General features: G+C 64.7%; 22 protein-coding genes. 10 read left to right on the top strand and 12 right to left on the bottom strand.

The features are described from left to right. The first annotated feature begins 85 nt into the window (after window positions 1-85). The 6 genes from ABID26_RS14315 (at window position 86) to ABID26_RS14290 (ending at window position 6,643) form a co-directional block, all read left to right on the top strand. The gene (locus tag ABID26_RS14315) at window positions 86-1,240 is read left to right on the top strand and encodes an ABC transporter substrate-binding protein (protein ID WP_292301559.1); all 1,155 of its coding nucleotides are present in this window, start codon (window positions 86-88) and stop codon (window positions 1,238-1,240) included. 192 nt (window positions 1,241-1,432) lie between these two features. Beyond that, complete coding sequence (locus ABID26_RS14310; RefSeq protein ID WP_292301561.1) at window positions 1,433-2,431, top strand: ABC transporter ATP-binding protein; 999 nt, start codon at window positions 1,433-1,435, stop codon at window positions 2,429-2,431. Between the two features lie 226 nt (window positions 2,432-2,657). Next, a complete protein-coding gene (locus tag ABID26_RS14305; protein WP_292301563.1) occupies window positions 2,658-3,623 on the top strand; it encodes an ABC transporter permease in 966 nt (321 codons plus the stop codon). Beyond that, entirely contained in the window at window positions 3,613-4,428 is an 816-nt protein-coding gene (locus tag ABID26_RS14300) for an ABC transporter permease (RefSeq protein WP_292301565.1), read from the top strand. The genes ABID26_RS14305 and ABID26_RS14300 overlap by 11 nt, the downstream gene beginning before the upstream one ends. 103 nt (window positions 4,429-4,531) lie before the next feature. Beyond that, entirely contained in the window at window positions 4,532-5,959 is a 1,428-nt protein-coding gene (locus tag ABID26_RS14295; protein WP_354415891.1) for a gamma-aminobutyraldehyde dehydrogenase, read from the top strand. 198 nt (window positions 5,960-6,157) lie between these two features. Next, complete coding sequence (locus ABID26_RS14290; RefSeq protein ID WP_292301568.1) at window positions 6,158-6,643, top strand: ester cyclase; 486 nt, start codon at window positions 6,158-6,160, stop codon at window positions 6,641-6,643. Between the two features lie 152 nt (window positions 6,644-6,795). Here the strand turns inward: ABID26_RS14290 and ABID26_RS14285 are convergent, their stop codons facing one another. From ABID26_RS14285 to ABID26_RS14240, 10 genes are all read right to left on the bottom strand, one after another. Then, on the bottom strand, window positions 6,796-7,110 hold the full coding sequence (locus ABID26_RS14285; RefSeq protein WP_126096437.1) for a hypothetical protein: 315 nt from the start codon (window positions 7,108-7,110) through the stop codon (window positions 6,796-6,798). A gap of 43 nt (window positions 7,111-7,153) precedes the next feature. Beyond that, window positions 7,154-7,516: a nuclear transport factor 2 family protein gene (locus tag ABID26_RS14280; protein WP_292301572.1), complete on the bottom strand. Its 363-nt coding sequence runs from the start codon at window positions 7,514-7,516 to the stop codon at window positions 7,154-7,156. Between the two features lie 75 nt (window positions 7,517-7,591). Continuing rightward, the gene (locus ABID26_RS14275; protein ID WP_126096435.1) at window positions 7,592-8,065 is read right to left on the bottom strand and encodes a carboxymuconolactone decarboxylase family protein; all 474 of its coding nucleotides are present in this window, start codon (window positions 8,063-8,065) and stop codon (window positions 7,592-7,594) included. Window positions 8,066-8,173: 108 nt separating this feature from the next. Then, window positions 8,174-9,727, bottom strand: a complete 1,554-nt coding sequence (locus tag ABID26_RS14270; protein WP_354415890.1) for an alpha/beta fold hydrolase — start codon at window positions 9,725-9,727, stop codon at window positions 8,174-8,176. A gap of 121 nt (window positions 9,728-9,848) precedes the next feature. Then, the gene (locus ABID26_RS14265) at window positions 9,849-10,163 is read right to left on the bottom strand and encodes a formate dehydrogenase subunit delta (RefSeq protein WP_126096433.1); all 315 of its coding nucleotides are present in this window, start codon (window positions 10,161-10,163) and stop codon (window positions 9,849-9,851) included. Beyond that, entirely contained in the window at window positions 10,153-10,983 is an 831-nt protein-coding gene (gene fdhD / locus ABID26_RS14260) for a formate dehydrogenase accessory sulfurtransferase FdhD (RefSeq protein WP_354415889.1), read from the bottom strand. The genes ABID26_RS14265 and fdhD overlap by 11 nt, the downstream gene beginning before the upstream one ends. A 382-nt stretch (window positions 10,984-11,365) precedes the next feature. Beyond that, entirely contained in the window at window positions 11,366-14,278 is a 2,913-nt protein-coding gene (fdhF, locus tag ABID26_RS14255; protein WP_354415888.1) for a formate dehydrogenase subunit alpha, read from the bottom strand. A gap of 10 nt (window positions 14,279-14,288) precedes the next feature. Beyond that, window positions 14,289-15,845, bottom strand: coding sequence for a formate dehydrogenase beta subunit (locus ABID26_RS14250; RefSeq protein WP_354415887.1), 1,557 nt, complete (start codon window positions 15,843-15,845; stop codon window positions 14,289-14,291). Continuing rightward, window positions 15,842-16,321: a formate dehydrogenase subunit gamma gene (locus ABID26_RS14245; protein ID WP_354415886.1), complete on the bottom strand. Its 480-nt coding sequence runs from the start codon at window positions 16,319-16,321 to the stop codon at window positions 15,842-15,844. Before ABID26_RS14245 ends, ABID26_RS14250 begins: the two co-directional genes overlap by 4 nt. Before the next feature lie 197 nt (window positions 16,322-16,518). Then, window positions 16,519-17,418 carry a LysR family transcriptional regulator gene (locus tag ABID26_RS14240; RefSeq protein ID WP_292301583.1) on the bottom strand — a complete coding sequence of 300 codons (900 nt, stop codon included), beginning with the start codon at window positions 17,416-17,418 and terminating at the stop codon, window positions 16,519-16,521. A gap of 159 nt (window positions 17,419-17,577) precedes the next feature. Between ABID26_RS14240 and ABID26_RS14235 the strand changes: the two genes are divergently transcribed. Together ABID26_RS14235 and ABID26_RS14230 are read left to right on the top strand one after the other, a co-directional pair. Further along, window positions 17,578-18,219 (top strand): DUF47 domain-containing protein, encoded by a 642-nt coding sequence (locus tag ABID26_RS14235; protein WP_126096427.1) that lies wholly within the window; start codon window positions 17,578-17,580, stop codon window positions 18,217-18,219. Window positions 18,220-18,222: 3 nt separating this feature from the next. Continuing rightward, window positions 18,223-19,227 carry an inorganic phosphate transporter gene (locus tag ABID26_RS14230; RefSeq protein WP_292367641.1) on the top strand — a complete coding sequence of 335 codons (1,005 nt, stop codon included), beginning with the start codon at window positions 18,223-18,225 and terminating at the stop codon, window positions 19,225-19,227. Window positions 19,228-19,255: 28 nt separating this feature from the next. On the opposite strand, the gene ABID26_RS14225 is transcribed toward ABID26_RS14230, so the two are convergent. Beyond that, window positions 19,256-19,633 carry a VOC family protein gene (locus ABID26_RS14225; RefSeq protein WP_354415885.1) on the bottom strand — a complete coding sequence of 126 codons (378 nt, stop codon included), beginning with the start codon at window positions 19,631-19,633 and terminating at the stop codon, window positions 19,256-19,258. 223 nt (window positions 19,634-19,856) lie between these two features. Here ABID26_RS14225 and ABID26_RS14220 point away from each other — a divergent pair, with 223 nt between their 5' ends. Next, entirely contained in the window at window positions 19,857-21,041 is a 1,185-nt protein-coding gene (locus ABID26_RS14220; protein WP_126096424.1) for an Mrp/NBP35 family ATP-binding protein, read from the top strand. Window positions 21,042-21,076: 35 nt separating this feature from the next. Here ABID26_RS14220 and ABID26_RS14215 read toward each other — a convergent pair whose 3' ends face one another. Next, a complete protein-coding gene (locus ABID26_RS14215) occupies window positions 21,077-21,526 on the bottom strand; it encodes an SRPBCC family protein (RefSeq protein ID WP_292301587.1) in 450 nt (149 codons plus the stop codon). A 150-nt stretch (window positions 21,527-21,676) separates the two neighbouring features. Between ABID26_RS14215 and ABID26_RS14210 the strand changes: the two genes are divergently transcribed. Then, complete coding sequence (locus ABID26_RS14210; protein WP_354415884.1) at window positions 21,677-23,482, top strand: IlvD/Edd family dehydratase; 1,806 nt, start codon at window positions 21,677-21,679, stop codon at window positions 23,480-23,482. Window positions 23,483-23,506: the final 24 nt, after the last annotated feature.

The following is a 23,506-nucleotide window of genomic DNA, read 5'->3' as shown; positions in this document are numbered from 1 at the left end:
AGAGTTCCGGCGTTCAGGTTTGCGCATGATCCTTTCCGAAAACCGATCCGGTTTCGGGGTCATGCGCCAAAATGGGAGATCGATGATGAATGCATTCCTGAAGTCATGCACGGCGTTGACGGTTGCGCTGGCCTTCTCGGGTCAGGCGATCGCCCAGGTCAAGGAGCTCGGCAAGGGCGAGGGCGAGCTCAATATCGTCGCCTGGCCGGGTTACATCGAGCGCGGCGAGACCGACAAAAACTACGACTGGGTGACGGCCTTCGAGAAGGAGACCGGCTGCAAGGTCAACGTCAAGACCGCCAACACATCGGACGAGATGGTCTCGCTGATGAACGAGGGCGGCTTCGATCTCGTCACGGCTTCGGGTGACGCCTCGCTGCGCCTCGTCGCCGGCAAGCGCGTGCAGCCGATCAACACCGATCTCGTCAAGAGCTGGAAGACGGTCGACGACCGCCTGAAGGACGCGCCCTGGTTCACCGTCGACAAGGTGCACTACGGCGTTCCCTACCAGTGGGGCCCGAACGTCCTGATGTACAACACCGATGTCTTCAAGGAAGCGCCCAAGAGCTGGAACGTCGTCTTCGAGGAAATGAAGCTGCCCGACGGCAAGTCGAACAAGGGCCGCGTTCAGGCCTATGACGGCCCGATCCACATCGCGGATGCCGCCAACTACCTGATGTTCCACAAGCCGGAACTCGGCATCAAGGACCCTTACGAGCTCACCGAAGACCAGTACAAGGCAGCGCTCGATCTCCTGCGCACGCAACGCACGCTGGTCGGCCGCTACTGGCATGATGCCGCCATCCAGGTCGACGACTTCCAGAACGAAGGCGTGGTCGCCTCCGGCTCCTGGCCCTATCAGGTGAACACGCTCGTCGCCGCCAAGAAGCCGGTCGCGTCCACCGTGCCGGAGGAAGGCGTCACCGGCTGGGCCGACACCACGATGATGGAGGCGGACGCCGCCCATCCGAACTGCGCCTATATGTGGCTCGAGCACTCGCTCTCGCCCAAGGTCCAGGGCGATGTCTCGTCGTGGTTCGGCTCGCTGCCGGTCGTGCCCGCCGCCTGCAAGGGCAACGAGTTGCTCGGCGACGAGGGCTGCAAGACCAACGGCTACGACAATTTCGACAAGATCAAGTTCTGGAAGACGCCGGTGTCGAAATGCGCCACCGAGAACGACCAGTGCGTGCCTTACTACCGCTGGGTGTCGGACTATATCGGCGTCATCGGCGGGCGGTGAGGCGCTCAGCTTTTAGACGTTTGGCGCTGCCCCTCACCCTTACCCTCTCCCCGTGAAGAACGGGGAGAGGGGGATAGCCAGCGCTGGAGCGCTTCCTTCTCCCCGTCACTATACGGGGAGAAGGTGCCTGCAGGCGGATGAGGGGCAGCACTGCCGCCCGAATATTAAGAGCCTGACACATCAGGACAGCCCATGACCTCCGCCGTTTCCTTCAAACAAGTCTCGCGCCATTTCGGCAGCGTGCGCGCCGTCGACGCCGTCGATCTCGACATCGTGCCGGGCGAGTTCTTCGCCATGCTCGGGCCGTCCGGTTCCGGCAAGACGACCTGCCTTCGGCTGATCGCCGGCTTCGAGCAGCCGACGGCGGGCTCCATCTCCATCTTCGGCGAGCGCGCCGAGGGCGTCCCGCCCTATCGCCGCAACGTCAACACCGTCTTCCAGGACTATGCGCTGTTCCCGCATCTCAACGTGCTCGACAACGTCGCCTACGGCTTGATGGTGAAGGGCGTCGGCAAGGCCGAGCGGCTGAAGGCGGCGGAAGAGGCGCTGTCGCTGGTGCGCCTGCCAGGCTATGGCGCCCGGCGCCCCGGCCAGCTCTCCGGCGGCCAGCGCCAGCGCGTCGCGCTGGCCCGCGCGCTGGTCAACCAGCCCAAGGTGCTGCTGCTCGACGAGCCGCTCGGCGCGCTCGACCTCAAGCTGCGCGAGAACATGCAGGAAGAATTGAAGTCGCTGCAGAAGGTGCTCGGCATCACCTTCGTCTTCGTCACCCACGACCAGGGCGAGGCGCTGTCCATGGCCGACCGCGTCGCCGTCTTCAACGACGGCAGGATCATGCAGGTCGGCACGCCGGAGGACATCTACCAGCGGCCGAGGACGCGCTTCGTTGCCGATTTCGTCGGCTCGTCCAACGTGCTGCCGCCCGATTTCGTCCAGCGCTATTCCGGCCAGCACCGCTGGGGCAGCCTTCGGCCCGAATCCATCCGCGTGTCGAGTGCGGCAAGCGGCGACGGCGTCGTCGCTCGCCTGGTCGGCACGAATTATCTTGGCGCCACCACAAGGCTGGCACTCGATGCCGACGGTCTCAGGCTGCATGCGATCATACCCGCCGGCAGCCCGATGCCGGCTGAGGGCGAAGCCGTTATGCTCACCTTCAACCGCGACAGCCTGCATCTGATGGACGAGCCGACATGATTGAGGTTTGCGCACGGCGCCCCCCTCTGTCCTGCCGGACATCTCCCCCGCAAGGGGGGAGATCAGCAGCTTGTCTGTCCCGCCAGTTCTGCAACGTCGAAAATTGGCGAAGCCATTGGCGACGGCCAATCTCCCCCCTTGCGGGGGAGATGTCCGGCAGGACAGAGGGGGGTGTGAAGGATCGCGGCCTTTCCGCCATTGATCCAGTCAAGACGGCGGGCGCATCATGACTATCGCCGCGCTCAACTCCAATTCTCCCCCCGCCATCCTGCCGGGCAGCGGCGGCCTGCGCGGCGCGCTCTCCGACCTCTTCTGGCGCCGGCCGAAGCTCCTGCTTTTGCTGATGCTGCTGCCGCCGGTGCTGTGGCTGGGCATCGTCTATATCGGCTCGCTGTTTGCGCTGCTCTTGCAGAGCTTCTTCTCGATCGACGAATTCTCCGGCCTCATCAACCGCGAATTCACGCTCAAGACCTATGGCGACCTCTTCCAGGCCGCCAATCTCGATATCATCCTGCGCACGGTGACGATGGCCGCCCTCGTCACGCTCGCCTCCGCCGTCATCGCCTTCCCCATCGCCTATTACGCGGCGCGCTATGCGCGCGGCCGCTGGAAGGCGCTGTTCTATCTCGGCGTCATGCTGCCGCTCTGGTCGAGCTACCTGGTCAAGATCTATGCCTGGAAGCTGATCCTTGCCAAGGAAGGCATCCTCACCTGGCTGCTCGCCAAGCTCAATCTGCTTTGGCTGCTCGATGCCTGGCTGTCGCTGCCGATCGTCGGCGGCAACTCGCTCTCGGTCTCCTTCACCGGCACCTTCATCGCCTTCGTCTATGTCTGGCTGCCTTTCATGATCCTCCCCGTCCAGGCAGCGCTCGAGCGCGTGCCCGGCAATCTGGTCGAGGCCTCGTCCGATCTCGGCGCCTCGCCCGGCCAGACCTTCCGCAACGTGCTGTTTCCGCTGGCGCTGCCAGGCATCGTCGCCGGCTCGATCTTTACCTTCTCGCTGACGTTGGGCGACTACATCATCCCGCAGATCATCGGCACCTCGCGGCTGTTCATCGGCCAGGCCGTCTATTCGCAGCAGGGCACCGCCGGCAACATTCCTTTAGCCGCCGCCTTCACCGTCGTGCCCATCGTCATCATGGGCTTCTATCTCTGGGGCGCCAAGCGCATGGGGGCTTTCGATGCGCTCTGATCGCGGCCAGTCCGCTCCGCTCGGCCTGAAGATCGCCGCCGCCTGCGGCCTGCTCTTCCTGCATCTGCCGATCCTTTTGATCTTCGTCTATGCCTTCACGACGGAGGAGAAGAGTTTCGTCTGGCCGCCGCCGGGGCTCACCACGCAATGGTTCGCCGTCACCTGGAACCGGCCGGATGTGTGGGAGGCGCTCTCGCTGTCGATCCGCGTCGCCGCCATCTCGACGGCGATCGCGCTGGTGCTGGGCACGCTCTGCGCCGCGGCGGTCTCGCGGACGCGTTTCTTCGGCCGCGAAACCATCTCGCTGCTGGTCATCCTGCCGATCGCGCTGCCCGGCATCATCACCGGCATCGCGCTGCGTTCGGCCTTCGCGCTCGCCGACATCCCGTTCTCGTTCTGGACGATCGTGCTCGGCCACGCCACCTTCTGCGTGGTCGTCGTCTACAACAACGCCGTCGCGCGCTTCCGCCGCACCTCGGGCTCGATGATCGAGGCCTCGATGGACCTTGGCGCCGACGGCTTCCAGACGTTTAGGCATGTCGTGCTGCCCAACATCGCAACTGCGCTGCTTGCCGGCGGCATGCTGGCCTTCGCGCTGTCCTTCGACGAGGTCATCGTCACCACCTTCACCGCCGGCCAGCAGCAGACCGTGCCGATCTGGATGCTGGAGGAACTGATCCGCCCGCGCCAGCGCCCGGTCACCAATGTCGTGGCGATGGTCGTCGTGCTGGTGACGCTGCTGCCGATCCTTCTTGCCTATTACCTGACCCGCGACGGCGACCAGATCGCGGGGGGTGGAAAATGAAAACAGCGAATAGGGAGTAGCGAATAGCGAATAGGGCAGATCGGCCGTCGAACCCTACTCGCTATTCGCTACTCGCTACTCGCTCCTGATCAAGGAGAATCCCATGGACACCCAGATGCTCATCGGCTCGAAATTCGAGAAGGGCACTGAAACCGAGGAGCCGATCCTCAATCCGAAGACCGGGGCGACCATCCTCAACTTGGCCGAGGCGAGTCCGGCGCAGATAGAGGCGGCTGTCAGTGCCGCCGATCAAGCGTTCGTCAGTTGGTCGCGCACCACCCCGGCGCAGCGGTCGGGCTATCTGTTGAAGATCGCCGACCGCATCGAGGCGGAGGCGAAGGAGTTCGCGGCGCTCGAGGCGCTGAATTGCGGCAAGCCGATCAATTCCGTGCTCAACGACGAGATCCCGGCGATCGTCGACTGCTACCGCTTCTTCGCCGGCGCGGTCCGTTCGATGCCCGGCCAGGTCGCCGGCGAATATCTGCCCGGCCACACCTCGATGGTCAGGCGCGATCCGATCGGCATCGTCGCTTCCATCGCGCCATGGAACTATCCGCTGATGATGATGGCCTGGAAGCTGGCGCCGGCGATCGGCGGCGGCAACACCGTCGTCTTCAAGCCGTCGGAGCAGACGCCGCTGACGACGCTGAAGCTGGCGAAAATCCTCGCCGAGATCCTGCCCGAGGGCGTCGTCAATGTCGTGCTCGGCCGTGGCGACAGCGTCGGCAACACGCTGATCAACCACCCCAAGGTCAACATGATCTCGATCACCGGCGACGTCGCCACCGGCAAGAAAGTGCTGCAGGCGGCCGCCAAATCGGTCAAGCGCACGCATCTCGAGCTAGGCGGCAAGGCGCCGGTCATCGTCTTCGACGACGCCGACCTCGGCGCGGTGGTGGGCGGCCTGCGCGCCTTCGGCTATTACAATGCCGGCCAGGACTGCACCGCCGCCTGCCGGATCTATGCCGGCAAGAAAATCTATGACAAGCTGGTCGCCGACCTCTCCTCGGCGGTCTCCACCATCAAATACAATCAGGCGGACGACACCGAAAACGAGATCGGGCCATTGATCTCGCGCCGCCAGCGCGATCGCGTGTCGAGCTTCGTCGAGCGTGCCTCGGAATTGAAGCACATCGAGATCACCACCGGCGGCAAGCCGGGCGATGGCTCAGGCTTCTTCTATCAGCCGACGGTGGTTGCCGGCGCGCTGCAGGAGGACGAGATCGTGCGCCGCGAAGTCTTCGGCCCTGTCGTCTCGGTCACCCGCTTCTCGGATGTCGACGAAGCCGTGAACTGGGCCAACGACAGCGATTACGGCCTTGCCTCGTCCGTATGGACCAAGGACGTCTCGCGCGCCATGACGACGGCGGCTCGCCTGCAATATGGCTGCACCTGGATCAACACCCACTTCATGCTGACCAACGAGATGCCGCATGGCGGGCTGAAGCAGTCCGGCTATGGCAAGGACATGTCGCTCTACGCGCTGGAGGACTACACCGCCGTCCGCCATGTGATGGTGGCGCACGGCTAGCACCCTTTACCTCTCCCCTTGTGGGAGAGGTCGGATTGCCCCGATTTGCCCTTCGCAAATCGGTTGGCAATCCGGGTGAGGGGTAGTCAGCGCCAAGCTGGAACACCCCTCATCCGACCGAGCTTCGCTCGGCCGCCTTCTCCCACAAGGGGAGAAGGAAAGACGCAGGCAAGCATTCAACCAGGGAGGAAAACAACAATGCAACGCCGCCAGTTTCTGACATCCGCAGCGATCGCCGCCACGCTTTTCACCGTGGCGCCATCGTTTGCCGCCGACACCGCGCAGTCGGTGGTCGAGGCCTATGTCGCGGCCTGGAATGCGCATGACTCGGCCAAGGCCGCCGGGTACTTCGCCGACGACGTCAGCTACTACGACGCTTCGGTCGGCAAGCCGGTGGCGGGCAGGGAAGCCGCCAAGACCGGCGTCATCGACAACTTTCTGAAGGCCGTTCCCGATGCGGTCTGGACGATGAAGGGCAAGCCGTTGGTCGACGGCGACCGCGTCTCGTTCGAATGGGAGTTCTCCGGCACCAACACCGGCGCCTGGGGCGACGGCACGGCGGCGACCGGCAAGAAGTTCTCCATCACCGGCGCTTCGATGTTTTCCGTCAAGGGCGGCAAGATCGCCACCCAGAGCGACTATTACGACGCGCTCGGCTTCTACAAGCAGCTTGGCCTGATGTAGGGCGCGGCGATCTTTCCTTCTCCCCGTTCCACGGGGAGAAGGTGGCCCGAAGGGCCGGATGAGGGGCAGCGCCAAGTTCTGAGAAACTGGCGCCGACCCTCATCTGCCTGCCGGCATCTTCTCCCCGTGAACGGGGCGAAGAAAGCAGACCACTACTCCACCACCCTCAAGATCTGCCAAAGGCTGGTGCCGGACACGACATACGGCTCCAGCTCCTTGCCCCATTTGGCGTGCGCGTCGATCTTGGCGATCTTGGCGAAGAATTCCTCCAACTGGGCCAGGCTCTGGACCTGGTGATGCGTCTCGACGGTGGCTTCGCGCGCGCCGATCGAGCCGGTCATGATCTGGAACCCGAGATCGGCGATGCCGGCCTGCGAGCCGATATCGCGTTCCCATTGACGCATCATCTCGAGCACCCTCTGCTTGTGACCGAACTTGGCGTCGATCTGCCATCTGGCGCTGAACATTTCGTTCTCCTCCCTGATTTGCGGTTGAGACCGCGGTTGAGCTCTATTCGTCCCAGGCCTGCACGACCGTCTGCCGTGCGATGCGGCCGTTCTTCAGCTCCAGCATCGCCGCGCAGAACACTCTTGTGCCGTCCGGATAGGCGCAGGCTTGCGTGAAGGCGAGGCTGTCACCCTCGGCGATGGTGGTATCGACCTTGTGGATCATCGCCCGGCTGCAGATGTCGTCCCAGAAGATGCTGATTGCCGCGCGGCCGCGGATCTCGCGCGGTTTGCTCGGCGGATTGTTGCGGTCGATCACCCGCACGACCGCATCGTCGTTGTAGAAGCTCGACAGCATCTTGCCGTCACGGCCTTCGATCGCCTTCTTGATCGCCGCGCCGTCCACTGTTTGTGTCTTGGTCAGCATTTCATCCTCCATATGCCCGGCTGATCGGACGTTCGATTTGAAGGCTGCCCAGCAGTGGCGCCGGGCAGCGGGTCGTCACTGCGACTTCGCCTTGACGGCGGCGAACACGTCATCGGTCTGCTTCTTGAAGGTGGCGAGGTCGACCTGGCTGCCGTTGAGCATGGTCGACCAGTGACGCACGATCGCCGCCATCGCCACCGCCTCCTTGATCTCCTCGTCGCTCGCGCCGTTGAGCTTGGCGGCCTCGGTGTGGAAATAGATGCAGTACTGGCAGGGGATTTGCGCGGCGACCGCAAGGCCCAGCAGTTCCTTGGTTTTGCCGTCGAGCGCGGTGTTGGGATTGAGCTGCACGCCCTTGATCTCGGCCCAGGCGCCGGCAACGGCCACGTCCGGCAGCGTCTTGAACATGTCGGGCACCGAGCCGAGCGTGGCCTGGATGTCCTTGTAGGTGGCGGTTGCCGAAGCGTCTTCGGCCTGCGCCGGGGTGATGGCCAGCAGCGCGCCCGCAGCCAATGCGACCAGTCCGATCTTGCCTTTCAGTGTCAGCATTTCATCCTCCATTTGCAGTGCCGTCTCGGCGACATCGCCCGGCCTGCATAGGAAGAATTCGTAACCCTCGAGGTGCCTTCGCCGCTTCGCTCGAAAGCGCCATGGCTCTCATGGCCCGTCCGGGCCAGTGTGCCTGGCCGAGAAAGCCGCCGCCGCCGCCCGCGACGGCAGGTCGAGCTTGAGCAATATGTTGGCGACGTGCCGCTTGACTGTATGCTCGCTGAGCTTCAGCTCAGCTGCGATCGCCGCATTGCTCTTGCCGTCCGCAATCAGGCTCACCACCTCGCTTTCCCGCGCCGTCAAGGCCGCCGGCTCCATCGGTTTGGATTTGGGGCGGCAGGCCGGTTCCAGATGCTGTTCGGACGTGGCCTGCACCACCGGCAGCGGCTCGCCCAATTCGTCCAGGCTGATGCGACCGGCATCGACGAAATGCAGGCCGGAGCCTATCGCAAGTTCGGCGACCAGCCGCGAGGCAAGGATATCGCCGCGCCCGGCACGGACGGCGAGTTGCATCGTCACCCGCGCCGTCAGGCCGACCGGCGCGCCGCGCATCTCGATCTCGCCGACATGCACCCCTTGAGCGCCAGCCACGCCGATCTGCTGCGCGGCGTCGCGCAGCGCCGCCGCGCAGCGTATGGCGCGCGCCGGCCCATCGAAGCGCGAGATCATCAGCTCGCCATGCGTGCCGGCGACGCGCCCGCCATGGCGGCCGACCAGCAGCCGCCACGTCTCCTGGAAGCGCTGGCTGCGTTCGCTCCACATCCGGTCGCCGAGCTTGGCCGTGTCGTAGATGCGCGTCACCAGAAGTGCTGCCAGCACGCGCTCGGTGTCGGCGACCGCCGGCTGGCCGGTCAGGAACTCCTCGATCAGGTCGGCCACCCGGTCGACGTCCCCGGTCCAGATCGGGTGGTCGCGCCCGGGTAACTCGACCAGCCGGGCGCCATGGATCTTCCTGGCGAGGAAGCGGCTGGCCTCCGGGTCGACGCGCGCGTCGTTGCGGCGATGAATGAGCAGCGTCGGCGCGCTGATTGTGGAGAGAATGCCGCGCACGTCGATCCCGGCATTCATGCGGGCAAGCGCGGCCGCGGCGGTCGGGCTGGCCGACAACCGCTCGAACCGTCCCCACCACTGGGCGAAGTGCGTGTCGTCCACTCGGCCCGGCGCGAAGTTCGGCAAGGTCGCGCCGGTGCCCCAGGACGTCTCCACCGTCTCGATGAAGGCTTCCAGCCGCTCCGGCGCCATCACCCATTTGTGGAAATGCGCATAGCCGCCATAGAGCGCCAGGGCCCGCGTCCGCTCAGGGTAGGTGGCGGCGAACAGCATTGCCATCGGCGCGCCTTCCGAGGCGCCGAGGATCGCCGCGCGGCCGCTGCCGGCGGCATCCATCACCGCGCGCACGTCGTCCATGCGGGCCTCCAGGCTGGGCAGATGACGGGTATCGACGCGGTCGGAAAGCCCGGTGCCGCGCTTGTCGAACAGGATCAGCCGCGAGAAGGCGGAGAACCGTTTCAAGAGGCGGCTGTAGCCTTCGTCCTCCCATTGCAGGTCGAGATTGGAGATGAAGCCGGGAACGAAGACGAGATCGAACGAGCCCTGGCCGACCACCTGATAGGCGATCCGCACATCCCCGCTACGGGCGTATCTGGTCTCGATCGGCCTCACGCAACTGCCCCGCCGGCCAGACGATTTCCTGTCGCCGACCATAGCAGAACGCCGCCGCGCGCGGCAGACAAACTTTAGAGATTGAAAATGTAAGGAGCTTTGGAACCCGCGGCCCCCGCTCCTATTCGTGCGGAACGGTGCCCCCGGCCGCCGCGGGTTTGGCGTAACCGAGGCTCTTGTCGGCCTGTTCCGGTGTCAGCGGCCGCTTGATCCTGGCCGAGGCGGCGATCACCAGCTCGTCAAAATCCTCCGGGTCGCCGTCGAGCAGCTCGAAGAACTGCCGCCGCATCCGCGGCTCCCAAAACTTGTTGATATGCTCGGCAACACCGGTAATGCCTTCCTCGCGCGGCTTTGAATGGAAGAAGGTGGCGATCTGGTTGGCCATGCGCACCAGCTTTTCCCTGGTGCTGGCGATGTGGTCTTCGTCATGCGACATGCTTGGCAACTCCGCAAGCCACCCGTTCCGGGTGGGTGAAAATATCGAAATCGTCGCCGCGCACCAACGCCACCAGCGTCATGCCGGCGGCCTCGGCCGTGCGGATGGCAAGTGCGGTCGGCGCCGAAACGGCCATGATGATCGGGGCGCCGATGGCGGCCGTCTTCTGCACCATCTCCACCGACACGCGCGAGGTCACCACGACGGCGCCGGTCGCGCCGCCGATGCTGGCTTTCGCCAGCGCGCCGGCCAGCTTGTCCAACGCGTTGTGGCGGCCGACATCCTCGCGCGCCATGACGATACCCTTGCCGGGAACATAGAAGCCCGCGGCATGCACCGCGCCGGTCTCGATGTGCAGCGGCTGCTGCTTCGACAGCAGCCTGACCGAACGGGTGACGTCCTCGGCGCCAAGCGTAAGCTTCGACGAACCGACAGCGTCGACCGTCCGCATCGCTTCCTCGATGGATTCGATGCCGCACAAGCCGCAGCCGACCGGGCCGGCAAGCCGGCGCCGCCGCGCCTCAAAGCGGGTGTTGGCCTTGTCCTTCAGCTTGATCTGGATGTCGATGCCGGCGCCGAGATCCTCGACCTCGATCGCCTCGATCTCTGCCGGGTCGGCAATGATGCCCTCGGTCAGCGAGAAGCCGAGCGCGAAATCCTCGAAATCGGCTGGGCTCGCCATCATCACCGCATGGGTGGTGCCGGCATAGGAGAACGCCACCGGCGTCTCCTCCGGCACCATGCGGTTCGCGGCCGTGGTGCCGCCGGCGCGACGCGCGAGACGAGAGATTTGGGCGAGGGGGCGGCGTTGGTTCGTCACGAGGCGTGCCCCTCTGTACAGCCCGTCCTCCGCAACAGCTGTGGACGCACGCGCCTTTCCTCTCCCCCGTCGATCGGGGGAGAGGTGTCAAGCGAAGCTTGACGGAGTGGGGATCGACTGCTCGCCAGATACGCCGGATTGCCTGCTCTTTGGCTTATGCCCGGATTTCGGCGGCTGCGTGTTGCGGGACCGGCTTCCCCCACTCCGTCGCTGCTGCGCAGCGCCACCTCTCCCCCTTCCGGAGGGAGAGGAAAGGAGCCGAGAGTTCGCGCGCTTTCCTTTACCCCGTCGACCGGGGGAGAGGTGTCGAGCGAAGCTCGACGGAGTGGGAGTCGACCAACCGTCAAGATTGAAGCTCTTGTTGTCGAATGCCTCGACACAACTACTCCGCCGCTTGCAGCGGGGCGATCCGCCTGCTCTGCTTGGCCTGCTCGTTATAGTCCTTCTGCCAGTCGGTCGGGCCGTTGGACGGCGCCACCTGCACGGCGGTGACCTTGTATTCCGGACAGTTGGTCGCCCAGTCCGAGAAGTCGGTCGTGATCACGTTGGCCTGGGTGTCCGGGTGGTGGAAGGTCGTGTAGACGACGCCCGGCGAGACGCGGTCGGTGATCAGCGCGCGCAGCGTGGTTTCGCCGGAACGGCTTGCCAACCGCACCCAGTCGCCGTCGCGGACGCCGCGGTTCTCGGCATCGTGCGGATGGATCTCCAGCCGGTCCTCGGCATGCCACGCGACGTTTTCGGTGCGCCTGGTCTGCGCGCCGACATTGTATTGCGACAGGATCCGCCCGGTGGTGAGCAGCAGCGGATAGCGCGGGCCCGTCCGCTCGTCCGTAGCGACATATTCGGTGCGGATGAACTTGCCCTTGCCGCGCACGAAGCCGTCGACATGCATGATCGGGGTGCCGAGCGGCGCCTTCTCGTTGCAGGGCCACTGCACCGATCCGACGCGGTCGAGCAGCTCGAAGGAAACGCCGGCGAAGCTCGGCGTCGTCTTGGCAATCTCGTCCATGATCTCGGAAGGATGCGTGTAGTTCCAGTCGAGCCCGATGGCACGGGCAAGAACCTGCGTCGCCTCCCAGTCGGCGTAACGCGCCTTCGGCTCCAGCACCTTGCGCACCATGTTGATGCGGCGCTCGGCATTGGTGAAGGTGCCGTCCTTCTCGAGGAAGGTGGAGCCCGGCAGGAAGACATGCGCGTAGTTGGCCGTCTCGTTGAGGAAGAGGTCGTGCACGACGACGCATTCCATCGCGGCCAGCCCTGCGGCGACATGCTTGGTGTCCGGGTCGGACTGCAGGATGTCCTCGCCCTGGATGTAGATGCCCTTGAAAGAACCGTCGACGGCGGCGTCCAGCATATTGGGGATGCGCAGGCCCGGTTCGTCGTCCAGCTTCACGCCCCACAGGCTTTCATAGATGTCGCGCACTGCTTCGCCGGAGATATGGCGGTATCCCGGCAGCTCGTGCGGGAAGGAGCCCATGTCGCAGGAGCCCTGCACGTTGTTCTGGCCGCGCAGCGGATTCACACCGACGCCTTGCCGGCCGATATTGCCGGTGGCCATGGCCAGGTTGGCGATCGCGATCACCGTGGTCGAGCCCTGGCTGTGTTCCGTCACGCCGAGGCCGTAATAGATCGCGCCATTGCCGCCCTTGGCGTAGAGCCGCGCGGCGCCGCGGATAGCCTCCGGATCGACGCCGGAGAGCTTGCCGACAACTTCAGGGCTGTTTTCCGGCAGGGCGACGAAGGACGCCCAGTCCTGGAACTCGGCCCAGTCGCAGCGCTCGCGGATGAAGGCTTCGTTGTAGAGGCCCTCGGTGACGATGACATGCGCCAGCGCCGTCAGCACCGCCACGTTGGTGCCGGGCTTCAGCGGCAGGTGATAGTCCGCTTCGACATGCGCAGACTTGACCATCTCGGTGCGGCGCGGATCGATCACGATCAGCTTGGCGCCCTGGCGCAGCCGCTTCTTCAGCCGCGAGGCGAACACCGGATGCGCGGAAGCCGGATTGGCGCCGATGATGATGGCGACGTCGGTGAACTCGACCGAGTCGAAATCCTGCGTGCCGGCCGAGGTGCCGTAGGTCTGGCCGAGGCCGTAGCCGGTCGGCGAATGGCAGACGCGCGCGCAGGTATCGACATTGTTATTGCGGAAGCCCTGCCGCACCAGCTTCTGGACGAGATAGGTCTCCTCGTTCGTGCAGCGCGAGGAGGTGATGCCGCCGATGGAGCCGCGTCCGTACTGATACTGGATGCGGCGGAATTCCTTCGCCGTATGGGCGATCGCCTCTTCCCAGCTCACTTCGCGCCACGGGTCGGTGATCTTGTCGCGGACCATCGGCGACAGGATGCGGTCCTTGTGCGTGGCATAGCCATAGGCGAAGCGGCCCTTGACGCAGGAATGGCCGTGGTTGGCCTTGCCGTCCTTGTAGGGCATCATGCGGATGACCTCGTCACCCTTCACTTCGGCCTTGAACGAGCAGCCGACGCCGCAATAGGCGCAGGTGGTGACGGCCGAGCGCTCCGGCATGCCCTTCTCGAGCACTGTCTTCTCGCGCAGCGCGTCGGTCGGGCAGGCCTGGACGCAGGCGCCGCAGGAGACGCACTCGGAAGCGATGAAGTCCTCGTGCATGCCGGCGACCATGCGCGATTCGAAGCCGCGGCCCTCGATGGTCAGCGCGAAGGTGCCCTGCACCTCTTCGCAGGCGCGCACGCAGCGCGAGCAGACGATGCACTGGGCCGGATCGTAGGTGAAATAGGGGTTGGATTCGTCGCGGGCGATATAGTCGACCGCCAGCGAGCCATGGCCGGGCGCGACGCCGTTCTCTTCCTTGACGTGGTTGCGGCCCTCGACGCCGTAGCGGTTTTCGGCGAGGCCGACCGACTTCGCCACCGCGTCGAACTCGCTGGCGCCGGTGCCGGCCTTCTCGTTCCAGCCGCTCGGATGGTCGGAGACATAGAGCTCCATGACGCCGCGGCGGATTGCGTCGAGCCGGTCCGATTGCGTGCGCACCACCATGCCTTCGCCGACCGGCGTCGTGCAGGAGGCCGGCGTGCCGCCGCGGCCCTCGATCTCGACCAGGCAGACGCGGCAGGAGCCGAAGGAGTCCAGCATGTCGGTGGCGCAGAGCTTCGGGATCTCGACCCCGCCTTCCATCGCCGCGCGCATGATCGAGGTGCCTTCCGGCACGGTGATGCTTTGGCCGTCGACCGTCAGCGTGACCTGCTTCGTCGCTTTCGACTCGGGCGTGCCGTAGTCGATTTCTTCGATAAGTGTCGGGAAGTCGGCTTTGATGTTCATCGGCCAGCTCCTATTCAGCAGCCACGCGCGCCGGCGCAGGCTTGAAATCCTCGGGGAAATGCGTGATCGAGCTCATCACCGGGTAGGGCGTGAAGCCGCCCAGCGCGCAGAGCGATCCGAACTTCATCGTGTTGCAGAGATCGGTGACCAAGGCGAGGTTCTTCTCCGCCTCGATGCCGGCGGCGACCTTGTCGAGAACCTCCACGCCGCGCGTCGAGCCGATGCGGCAGGGCGTGCACTTGCCGCAACTTTCGATGGCGCAGAATTCCATGGCGAAGCGTGCCTGCTTCAGCATGTCGGCGGTGTCGTCGAAGACGGTGATGCCGGCATGGCCGATCAGCCCGTCGCGCTTGGCGAATTCTTCGTAGTCGAACGGCGTGTCGAAAAGCGCGCGCGGGAAGTAGGCGCCGAGCGGGCCGCCGACCTGCACCGCCTTCACCGGACGGCCCGAAGCCGTGCCGCCGCCGATCTCGTCGACGATCTCGCCGAGCGTCAGGCCGAAAGCCGTCTCGAACAGGCCGCCATGCTTGACGTTGCCGGCGATCTGGATCGGGATCGTGCCGCGCGAGCGGCCCATGCCGAAATCCTTGTAGTAGGCGGCGCCCTTGTCCATGATGATCGGCACGGAGGCTAGGCTGATCACGTTGTTGATCACCGTCGGCTTGCCGAACAAGCCCTGGATGGCCGGCAGCGGCGGCTTGGCGCGCACCACGCCGCGCTTGCCTTCGAGGCTGTTCAAGAGCGAGGTTTCCTCGCCGCAGACATAGGCGCCGGCGCCGACGCGGATTTCCATGTCGAAAGCGTTGGGAGAACCCAGCACGTTGACGCCGAGCACGCCCGCCTTGCGGGCGATCGCGACGGCCTTGTTCATCGTCGCGACGGCGTGTGGATATTCCGAACGGATATAGACAAAACCCTTGGTCGCACCGGTGGCGATGCCGGCGATCGCCATGCCCTCGATCAGCACGAAGGGATCGCCTTCCATGATCATGCGGTCGGCGAAGGTGGCACTGTCGCCCTCGTCGGCATTGCAGACGATGTATTTGCGCTCGGAACTGGTATCCAGCACCGTCTTCCACTTGATGCCAGTCGGGAAGCCGGCGCCGCCGCGGCCGCGCAGGCCGGATTCGGTAACTTGGCTGACGATGTCGGCGGGCGCCATGGCGACCGCGTTCTCAAGGCCCTTCAGGCCGCCATGCGATTTGTAGCTGTCGAGCGACAGCGGATCGGTGACGCCACAGCGGGCGAAGGTCAGCCGCGTCTGCTTGGCGAGGAAGGGGATCTTGTCGGGCGCGCCGAGCCAGCGCTTGTGATGGCCGCCCTTGAGGAAGCCGCTGTCGAACAGGCTTTTGACGTCCGACGGCTTCACCGGCCCATAGGCGACGCGGCCCTCGGCGGTCGCCACCTCGACCATCGGCTCGAGGAAATAGGCGCCCCGCGAGCCGTTGCGCACGATCTTGGCCTCGACGCCGCGCTCCTTGAGCTCCTTCTCGATCGCCCTGGCGACCTTTTCGGCGCCGAGCGCCAGCGCGCCGGAATCCGCGGGGATATAGATGCGCGGGATCATGAACGCACCTCCGCGACGATCTCTTCGATCTTCTCGTCGTCGAGCCGGCCGATCACTTCGCCGTCGAGCATCGCCGACGGCGAGCAGGCGCAAAGCCCGAGGCAGTAGACCGGCTCCAGTGTAACCGATCCGTCACGGGCGGTCTCGTGAAAATCGATGCCGAGCAATTGCTTGACCTTGGCGGCGACAGCATCCGAGCCCATCGACTGGCAGGCTTCCGCCTGGCAGAGCTTCAGCACGTGCCGGCCGGCGGGTTGCGCGCGGAAATCGTGATAGAAGGTGACGACGCCGTGAACTTCGGCCCTGGAAAGGTTCAGCCCGTCGGCGATGACCGGCAGTGCGGCCTGCGGCACGTGTCCGAACTCTTCCCGGATGCCGTGCAGGATCGGCAGCAGCGGACCTTCGAGGTCCTTCAACTCCTCGATGATCGCCGCAATGCGTGACGCGATCTCGGTACTTGCAGGCTGCACCGTCATGCAGCGCCCTCCCTGGTCATCATGGCGACCCAATGTATGTCACCCCAAGATATAGAGCGGTTTTGAGGCAACGACATGCACAGGGCGCATTATCGCTAAGTCCTTACGAAATCAGAGGAAACCCCCGAGATCAATAAAGCCGATCCGTTGCTTGATAGAAATTTTCTATCGACAACGCTCAGCCTGCATTCTCTAGCCTAGCGGTGGGCGCGGAAATCGTCTGCCAGCGCCATCGCCTCGTCCAGCAGCGCCTGCACCAGCGGCGTGTGCGGCTCGCGCGGCGCCGCCACCAGCCCGACCGTGTGGCTGGCATCCGGCTCGACGATCGGAATGGCCCGGATTGGCTCGGAAAAACCGAACGTTTCCGCAAGGTTGAGCGGCATGATCGATGACCATTTGCCGGTCCGGATATGCGAGAACAGAACGATCATCGAGTTGGATTCCAGCGTCGGACGCACTTCCACGCCGGCTTCCGCCAGATGCTGGTCGATGATGCGCCGGTTCTGCATGTCCGGCGTCAGAAGGCAGAGCGGCAGCTGGCTTATCTCGGCCCACGTCACTTTGTCGCGGTCCGAATAGGGATTCCCCACCGCCGTGATCAGTTGGTAGCGCTCGTCATAGAGCGGCACGCTGGTCACCCGCCCCAGCGGCTCGTTGTCGAGATAGGTGATGCCGGCATCGATATCGAGATTGCCGAGCAGCGACAGCACTTCGATCGAGGTCCGCGACAGCACCGAAAAGGTGACTCCCGGATGCTTTTCGCGGAACGGCGTCGTCAGCCGCGCCACCATGGCGAGCGCTGTCGGCACGGCCGCGATGCGGATGCGGCCGGACAGACCGTGACGCGCCGCCCGCATTTCCTCGCGCATGGTCCGTGAGTCGCCGACGATGCGGCGCGCCCACGTCAGCACCTGCCTGCCTTCCGGCGTCAGGCCCTGGAAGCGCGAGCCGCGCAGCACCAGCATCACGCCGAGCTGCTCCTCGAGCTGCTTGATGCCGGCCGACAGCGTCGGCTGGGTGACGCCGCACACCTCGGCCGCGCGGCCAAAATGCTCCTCCTTGGCTAAAGCGATGAAGAATTCCAGCTTGTCGATCATGCCATTCGATCCACCGCGATTTGCCTAAGGTCAGGGAAATCGCCTTGCTTCGCAAGACACACGCAATCGAACCTCATCCACATTTTTAAGCCGGCTCACCTGTTTTCCCGTGCTGCGCTTGGGGTTATGTGGTGGAGACGCGGACGCATGGAGGACCAGATGCTGGGTTGGTTTCGCAAACTGTTGCCGCGCGAGGATCGCTTCTTCGAGCTGTTCGAGCGGCATTCGCGCGCGGTGGTCGGCGGCGCCGAGGCCCTTGAGCAGCTTCTCCAGGGCAAGGACATCGACCGCTGGTGCCAGAAGATCGTCGATCTCGAGGACGAAGCGGACGGCATCACCGCGGAGGTGCTGCTTGCCGTCAGGCGCTCCTTCATCACGCCATTCGACCGCGGCGACATCAAGGATCTGATCCAGTCGATGGATGACGCCATCGACACGATGCACAAGGCCGTCAAGACGGTAAAACTGTTCGAGATGCGGGAATTCGATCCGCTGATGCGGGAAATGGGCGGCGTTATCGTCCAGGCCGCCCGCCTGGTCGCCGAGGCGATACCGCTGCTCGGCAAGGTCGGCGCCAACGCCGCGCGCCTCAACGCCATCGCCGAAGAAGTCATGCGCGTCGAGGGGCGGGCTGACGACCTGCATGAGCAGGGCCTGAAAGATCTCTTCAGGAAGCACGGCAATAGCGATGCCATGGCCTATCTGATCGGCTCGGAGTTCTACGGCCAGCTGGAGAAGGTCGTCGACCGTTTCGAGGACGTCGCCAATGAGATCAGCGGCATCGTGATCGAGAACGTATAGGCGATGGACGCCGCGATCGCCTTTCCCCTGCTGGTCGGCCTCGTCGCCGTCGCGCTGTTCTTCGATTTCCTCAATGGCCTGCACGATGCCGCCAACTCGATCGCGACCATCGTTTCCACCCGCGTGCTCAGGCCGCACTACGCGGTGATCTGGGCGGCGTTCTTCAACTTCATAGCTTTCCTGTTCTTCGGCCTGCATGTCGCCGAGACGGTGGGAAAAGGCATCGTTGATGCCGAGATCGTGACGCCGGCGGTGATCTTCGCCGCGCTCGTCGGCGCCATCGTCTGGAACATCGTCACCTGGATCGCGGGCATTCCGTCGAGCAGCTCGCATGCGCTGATCGGCGGGCTGGTCGGCGCCGGCGTCGCCAAGGCCGGCACGGGGGCCATCGTCTGGTCCGGGCTGGGCAAGACGATAGCGGCGATCGTGCTTTCGCCGGCAACCGGATTCGTGCTGGCGCTCGTCCTCGTTCTCGTCGTCTCATGGCTGTTCGTGCGCCAGACGCCGTTCGCCGTCGACAACGCCTTTCGCGTGCTGCAGTTCTTCTCCGCCTCGCTCTATTCGCTGGGGCACGGCGGCAATGACGCGCAGAAGACCATGGGCATCATCGCCGTGCTGCTCTATTCGCAAGGCATGCTCGGCCAGAGCTTCTACGTGCCGCTCTGGGTGGTCATCACCTGCCAGTCGGCCCTGGCGCTGGGCACGTTGCTCGGCGGCTGGCGCATCGTCCACACCATGGGCTCGAAGATCACCCGGCTGAATCCGATGCAGGGTTTCTGTGCCGAGACGGGCGGCGCCATAACCCTCTTTGCCGCCACCTGGCTCGGCGTCCCGGTGTCGACGACCCACACGATCACCGGCGCCATCATCGGCGTGGGCGCCGCCCGCCGCATTTCCGCCGTGCGCTGGGGCATTGCCGGCAACATCGTCGTTGCCTGGGTGATCACGCTGCCGGCAACGGCGGCGATCTCGGCGCTCACCTATCTCGCCACGCGGTTGGCCGGATGAGGCGATCCGGATCCGCCTGACCGCGCAGCTATTTGCCCACCAGGTTCAGGATGTTGCCGTCGGGATCCTTGAACCAGGCGAACTTCATGCCCGAGCCGACGTGGATGTCGCCCTCGAGCGACAGTCCAGGCATATCGTAGTGCTCGAAGGTGACGCCCTTCGATCGCAGCGCTTTGACGATAGGCTCGATCTGGTCGCCGACCGCCCAGGTCGCCGCCGTCGCCTTGTTGGTGCCGGCATATTGCGAATGATAGACATTAACGACGGTATCGCCGCTTTTGTAGACGATCAGTTCGCCGTCCATATCGTCGACCTGCTTGAGGCCGAGCGTGCCTTCATAGAAGGCTTTGGCCTTCTCCAGGTCCTTCACCGCGAGATTGGCTGTCGCATTGCTGTTTTCGAGCATGACCCGTCTCCTTCTCCGGCTGTCGTTTGATAGCAATCGAAATAGCGCGGGCGGCCTGCTTGGCCATGATCGAGCTCGAAGCCTAATTCAGGTTCCGGATCCCGATCGGCAAAACCCGACACCATCCGTCGTTTTCCGGAGCACACCGGGCCAGCCATTGCTCCACGGCTTGGTTCTTGGGGGAAACTGCACTATCTGGACGCCAAAGCCCGAGGAAAAGATCATGGCCGTCACCAAAGAAATCGTCATCGAGCGCCTGAGGACGGTGAACGGGCCGGACTTCACCGGCAATATCGTCGACCTCGGCCTGGTCTCCGAAATTTTCATCGCCGATTCCAAGGTGTTCTTCTCGATCACCGTGCCCGCCGCCCGCGCGCAGGAGATGGAGCCGCTGCGCGCTGCCGCCGAGCGTGTGGTCAAGGCCATCCCGGGCGTCGCCAATGCCATGGTCGCGCTGACGGCGGAGAAGAAGGGCGGCGGCATGGAAGCGCCGGTGCGGCCGCGCCCGGCTCCGCAGCCAGCGCCGCCAAGGCCGGCTCCGCAGGCGGCACCACAGCGTGCCGCGCCGCAAGCGCCGGCCTCGCACAGTCACGGCAAGCGTGGCGTGCCGGGCATCGATGCGATCATCGCCGTCGCTTCCGGCAAGGGTGGCGTCGGCAAGTCGACCACCGCCGTCAACCTGGCGCTCGGCCTTGCCGCCAACGGATTGAAGGTCGGCGTGCTAGATGCTGACATCTACGGACCGTCGATGCCCCGGCTGCTCAACATCCATGGCCGGCCCCAGACCGTAGACGGCAAGGTCCTGAAGCCGATGCAGAATTACGGCCTCAAGGTGATGTCGATGGGCTTCCTCGTCGATGAGGAGACGCCGATGATCTGGCGCGGCCCGATGGTGATGTCGGCGCTCACCCAGATGCTGCGCGAGGTCGAATGGGGACCGCTCGACGTGCTGGTCGTCGACATGCCGCCCGGCACCGGCGACGCCCAACTCACCATGGCCCAGCAGGTGCCGCTCGCCGGCGCCGTCATCGTCTCGACGCCGCAGGACCTTGCCCTGATCGACGCCCGCAAGGGCCTCAACATGTTCAAGAAGGTCGACGTGCCGTTGCTCGGCATCGTCGAGAACATGAGCTATTTTCTCGCGCCGGACACCGGCAAGCGCTACGACATCTTCGGCCATGGCGGCGCGCGCCGCGAGGCCGAGCGCCTCGGCGTCACCTTCCTCGGCGAGGTGCCGCTCGAGATGGGCATCCGCGAAAGCTCGGATGCTGGCGCTCCCGTTGTCGCATCCAAGCCGGACGGCGCTGAGGCCAAGATCTATCGCGAGATTGCCTCGAGGGTCTGGGAAAGGGTCCAGGAAGAACGCGGCGCGGCGGAAGCCGCGGTGCCAAGCATCGTGTTCGAGTAGCGCGGATATCCCTCCCCTCAAGGGGGAGGGGGACGTCAGCCGCCCACCTTCTCTCCGAACGTCGAAAAAAACTGCCCGGCGAGCTTCTTCGAGGTCGATTCGATCAGCCGGCTGCCGAGCTGCGCGATCTTGCCGCCAACTTCGGCCTTGGCGGCGTATTTCAGGATCGTCGTGTCCGCTCCGTCGGCGGCCAAGGTGACGTCGGCGCCGCCCTTGGCGAAGCCGGCAATGCCCCCTTTGCCTTCGCCCTGGATCGTGTAGGAGTGCGGCGGCTTGAGATTCTTTAGCGTCACTTCGCCGTTGAAGGTCGCCTTGATCGGCCCGATCTTCAGCACCACCGTCGCGGCCAGCTCGGTATTGGATTTCTTCTCCAGGGCCTTGCAGCCGGGGATGGCGTCCTTGAGGATGTCCGGGTCATTGAGGGCTTCCCAAACTTTCTCGACGGGTGCGGCGATCCGCTCCTCGCCTTCGATCACCAAAGCCATCAAGACCTCCCAGGTTGCTGATGCCGATTGGTCCTAGCGCGCGGCCCTTAATCTGTCTATCGCACCAAAGTGCGGGTCTGCGGCGCTCGTGCCCCTTGCTTGCATTCGCGCATTGTCATATCGATTTGTCATACAAATACGGAGACCACGATGGCCGGCGCCCCCACCAAGAAGAAGAAATTTCGCTCGCAGGAGTGGTTCGACAATCCCGATAATCCGGGCATGACGGCGCTCTATCTCGAGCGCTACCTCAATTACGGACTGACGCGCGCCGAGCTGATGTCGGGCAAGCCGCTGATCGGCATCGCGCAGACGGGCTCCGATCTCTCGCCCTGCAACCGGCACCATCTCGAGCTGGCCAAGCGTGTGCGCGAAGGCATCGTGTCGATGGGCGGCATCCCGTTCGAATTCCCGTGCCATCCGATCCAGGAGACCGGCAAGCGCCCGACCGCGGCGCTCGACCGCAACCTTGCCTATCTCAGCCTCGTCGAGGTGCTCTACGGCTATCCGCTCGACGGCGTCGTGCTCACCATCGGCTGCGACAAGACCACGCCTGCGTTGCTGATGGCGGCGGCCACCGTCAACATTCCGGCCATCGCGCTTTCGGTCGGCCCGATGCTCAATGGCTGGCACAAGGGCAAGCGCACGGGTTCCGGCACCATCGTCTGGGAATCGCGCCAGCGCCTGTCGGCCGGCGAGATCGATTATGACGAGTTCATGGACATCGTCGCGTCCTCGGCGCCGTCGACCGGCTATTGCAACACCATGGGCACCGCCACCACGATGAACTCGCTGGCCGAGGCGCTCGGCATGCAACTGCCCGGCTCGGCCGCCATCCCTGCGCCCTATCGCGAGCGCGGCCAGATCGCCTACGAGACCGGAAAACGCATCGTCGACATGGTGCATGAGGACCTGAAGCCCTCCGACATCATGACCCGCAAGGCCTTCGAGAACGCCATCGTCGTCAATTCGGCCATCGGCGGCTCGACCAACGCACCGATCCACCTCAACGCGATTGCCCGTCATCTCGGCGTGCCGCTCGACAATGACGACTGGCAGAATGTCGGCCTCAACATCCCGCTCCTCGTCAATCTGCAGCCGACAGGCGAGTATCTCGGCGAGGACTATCACCACGCCGGCGGCGTCCCGGCGGTGGTGGCCGAGCTGATGAAGGGCGGCCTGTTGCCGCATCCGGACGCGATCACCGTCAATGGCAAGACCATGGGCGACAATTGCAGGGATGCCGTCAACGAGAACCCGGACGTGATCAGCAGCGCCGCCAGGCCGCTCAAGGCCAATGCCGGCTTCATCAACCTCAAGGGCAATCTGTTCGATTCCGCTATCATGAAGACCAGTGGCATCTCGTCGGAATTCCGCGAGCGCTACCTCTCCAACCCGAACGATCCCGAGGCCTTCGAAGGCAAGGCTATCGTCTTCGACGGTCCGGAGGACTACCACGCCCGCATCGACGATCCGGCGCAGGGCATCGACGAGCACACGATCCTGTTCATGCGCGGCGCCGGCCCGGTCGGCTATCCGGGCGGCGCCGAGGTGGTCAACATGCAGCCGCCGGCCTACCTCATCAAGAAGGGCATCCATTCGCTGCCCTGCATCGGCGACGGCCGCCAGTCCGGCACGTCCGGCTCGCCGTCGATCCTCAACGCCTCGCCGGAAGCCGCCATCGGCGGCGGCCTGGCGCTGCTCAAGACCGGCGACCGCGTCCGCATCGACCTCAAGAAAGGTACCGCCAACATCCTCGTCAGCGACGAGGAGATCGCCAGGCGGCGGGCCGAGCTGCAGGGCAATGGCGGCTATCATTATCCCAAGCACCAGACGCCGTGGCAGGAGATCCAGCGCGGCATGGTCGACCAGTTCTCGGCCGGCATGGTGCTGAAGCCGGCGGTGAAATACCAGGACGTGGCGCACACCAGCGGCGTGCCGCGCGACAATCACTGAGTTTTCCTGCTTCGGGAAATCGAG

Origin of the sequence: Mesorhizobium shonense (assembly GCF_040545255.1) — a bacterium.
Taxonomy (GTDB): Bacteria; Pseudomonadota; Alphaproteobacteria; order Rhizobiales; family Rhizobiaceae; genus Mesorhizobium; species Mesorhizobium shonense.
This window is presented reverse-complemented; position numbering and strand designations above follow the sequence as displayed.

Bases quoted from the DNA above. Each gene is read 5' to 3' on its own strand.
- ABID26_RS14235 (WP_126096427.1), top strand. From the start codon at position 17,578: ATGCTGGGTTGGTTTCGCAAACTGTTGCCGCGCGAGGATCGCTTCTTC.
- ABID26_RS14305 (WP_292301563.1), top strand. From the start codon at position 2,658: ATGACTATCGCCGCGCTCAACTCCAATTCTCCCCCCGCCATCCTGCCG.
- ABID26_RS14300 (WP_292301565.1), top strand. From the start codon at position 3,613: ATGCGCTCTGATCGCGGCCAGTCCGCTCCGCTCGGCCTGAAGATCGCC.
- ABID26_RS14275 (WP_126096435.1), bottom strand. From the start codon at position 8,065: ATGCTGACACTGAAAGGCAAGATCGGACTGGTCGCATTGGCTGCGGGC.
- ABID26_RS14315 (WP_292301559.1), top strand. From the start codon at position 86: ATGAATGCATTCCTGAAGTCATGCACGGCGTTGACGGTTGCGCTGGCC.
- ABID26_RS14215 (WP_292301587.1), bottom strand. From the start codon at position 21,526: ATGGCTTTGGTGATCGAAGGCGAGGAGCGGATCGCCGCACCCGTCGAG.
- ABID26_RS14245 (WP_354415886.1), bottom strand. From the start codon at position 16,321: ATGACGGTGCAGCCTGCAAGTACCGAGATCGCGTCACGCATTGCGGCG.
- ABID26_RS14250 (WP_354415887.1), bottom strand. From the start codon at position 15,845: ATGATCCCGCGCATCTATATCCCCGCGGATTCCGGCGCGCTGGCGCTC.
- fdhF (WP_354415888.1), bottom strand. From the start codon at position 14,278: ATGAACATCAAAGCCGACTTCCCGACACTTATCGAAGAAATCGACTAC.
- ABID26_RS14265 (WP_126096433.1), bottom strand. From the start codon at position 10,163: ATGTCGCATGACGAAGACCACATCGCCAGCACCAGGGAAAAGCTGGTG.
- ABID26_RS14295 (WP_354415891.1), top strand. From the start codon at position 4,532: ATGGACACCCAGATGCTCATCGGCTCGAAATTCGAGAAGGGCACTGAA.
- ABID26_RS14240 (WP_292301583.1), bottom strand. From the start codon at position 17,418: ATGATCGACAAGCTGGAATTCTTCATCGCTTTAGCCAAGGAGGAGCAT.
- ABID26_RS14220 (WP_126096424.1), top strand. From the start codon at position 19,857: ATGGCCGTCACCAAAGAAATCGTCATCGAGCGCCTGAGGACGGTGAAC.
- ABID26_RS14280 (WP_292301572.1), bottom strand. From the start codon at position 7,516: ATGCTGACCAAGACACAAACAGTGGACGGCGCGGCGATCAAGAAGGCG.
- ABID26_RS14290 (WP_292301568.1), top strand. From the start codon at position 6,158: ATGCAACGCCGCCAGTTTCTGACATCCGCAGCGATCGCCGCCACGCTT.
- ABID26_RS14225 (WP_354415885.1), bottom strand. From the start codon at position 19,633: ATGCTCGAAAACAGCAATGCGACAGCCAATCTCGCGGTGAAGGACCTG.
- ABID26_RS14210 (WP_354415884.1), top strand. From the start codon at position 21,677: ATGGCCGGCGCCCCCACCAAGAAGAAGAAATTTCGCTCGCAGGAGTGG.
- ABID26_RS14230 (WP_292367641.1), top strand. From the start codon at position 18,223: ATGGACGCCGCGATCGCCTTTCCCCTGCTGGTCGGCCTCGTCGCCGTC.
- ABID26_RS14285 (WP_126096437.1), bottom strand. From the start codon at position 7,110: ATGTTCAGCGCCAGATGGCAGATCGACGCCAAGTTCGGTCACAAGCAG.
- ABID26_RS14310 (WP_292301561.1), top strand. From the start codon at position 1,433: ATGACCTCCGCCGTTTCCTTCAAACAAGTCTCGCGCCATTTCGGCAGC.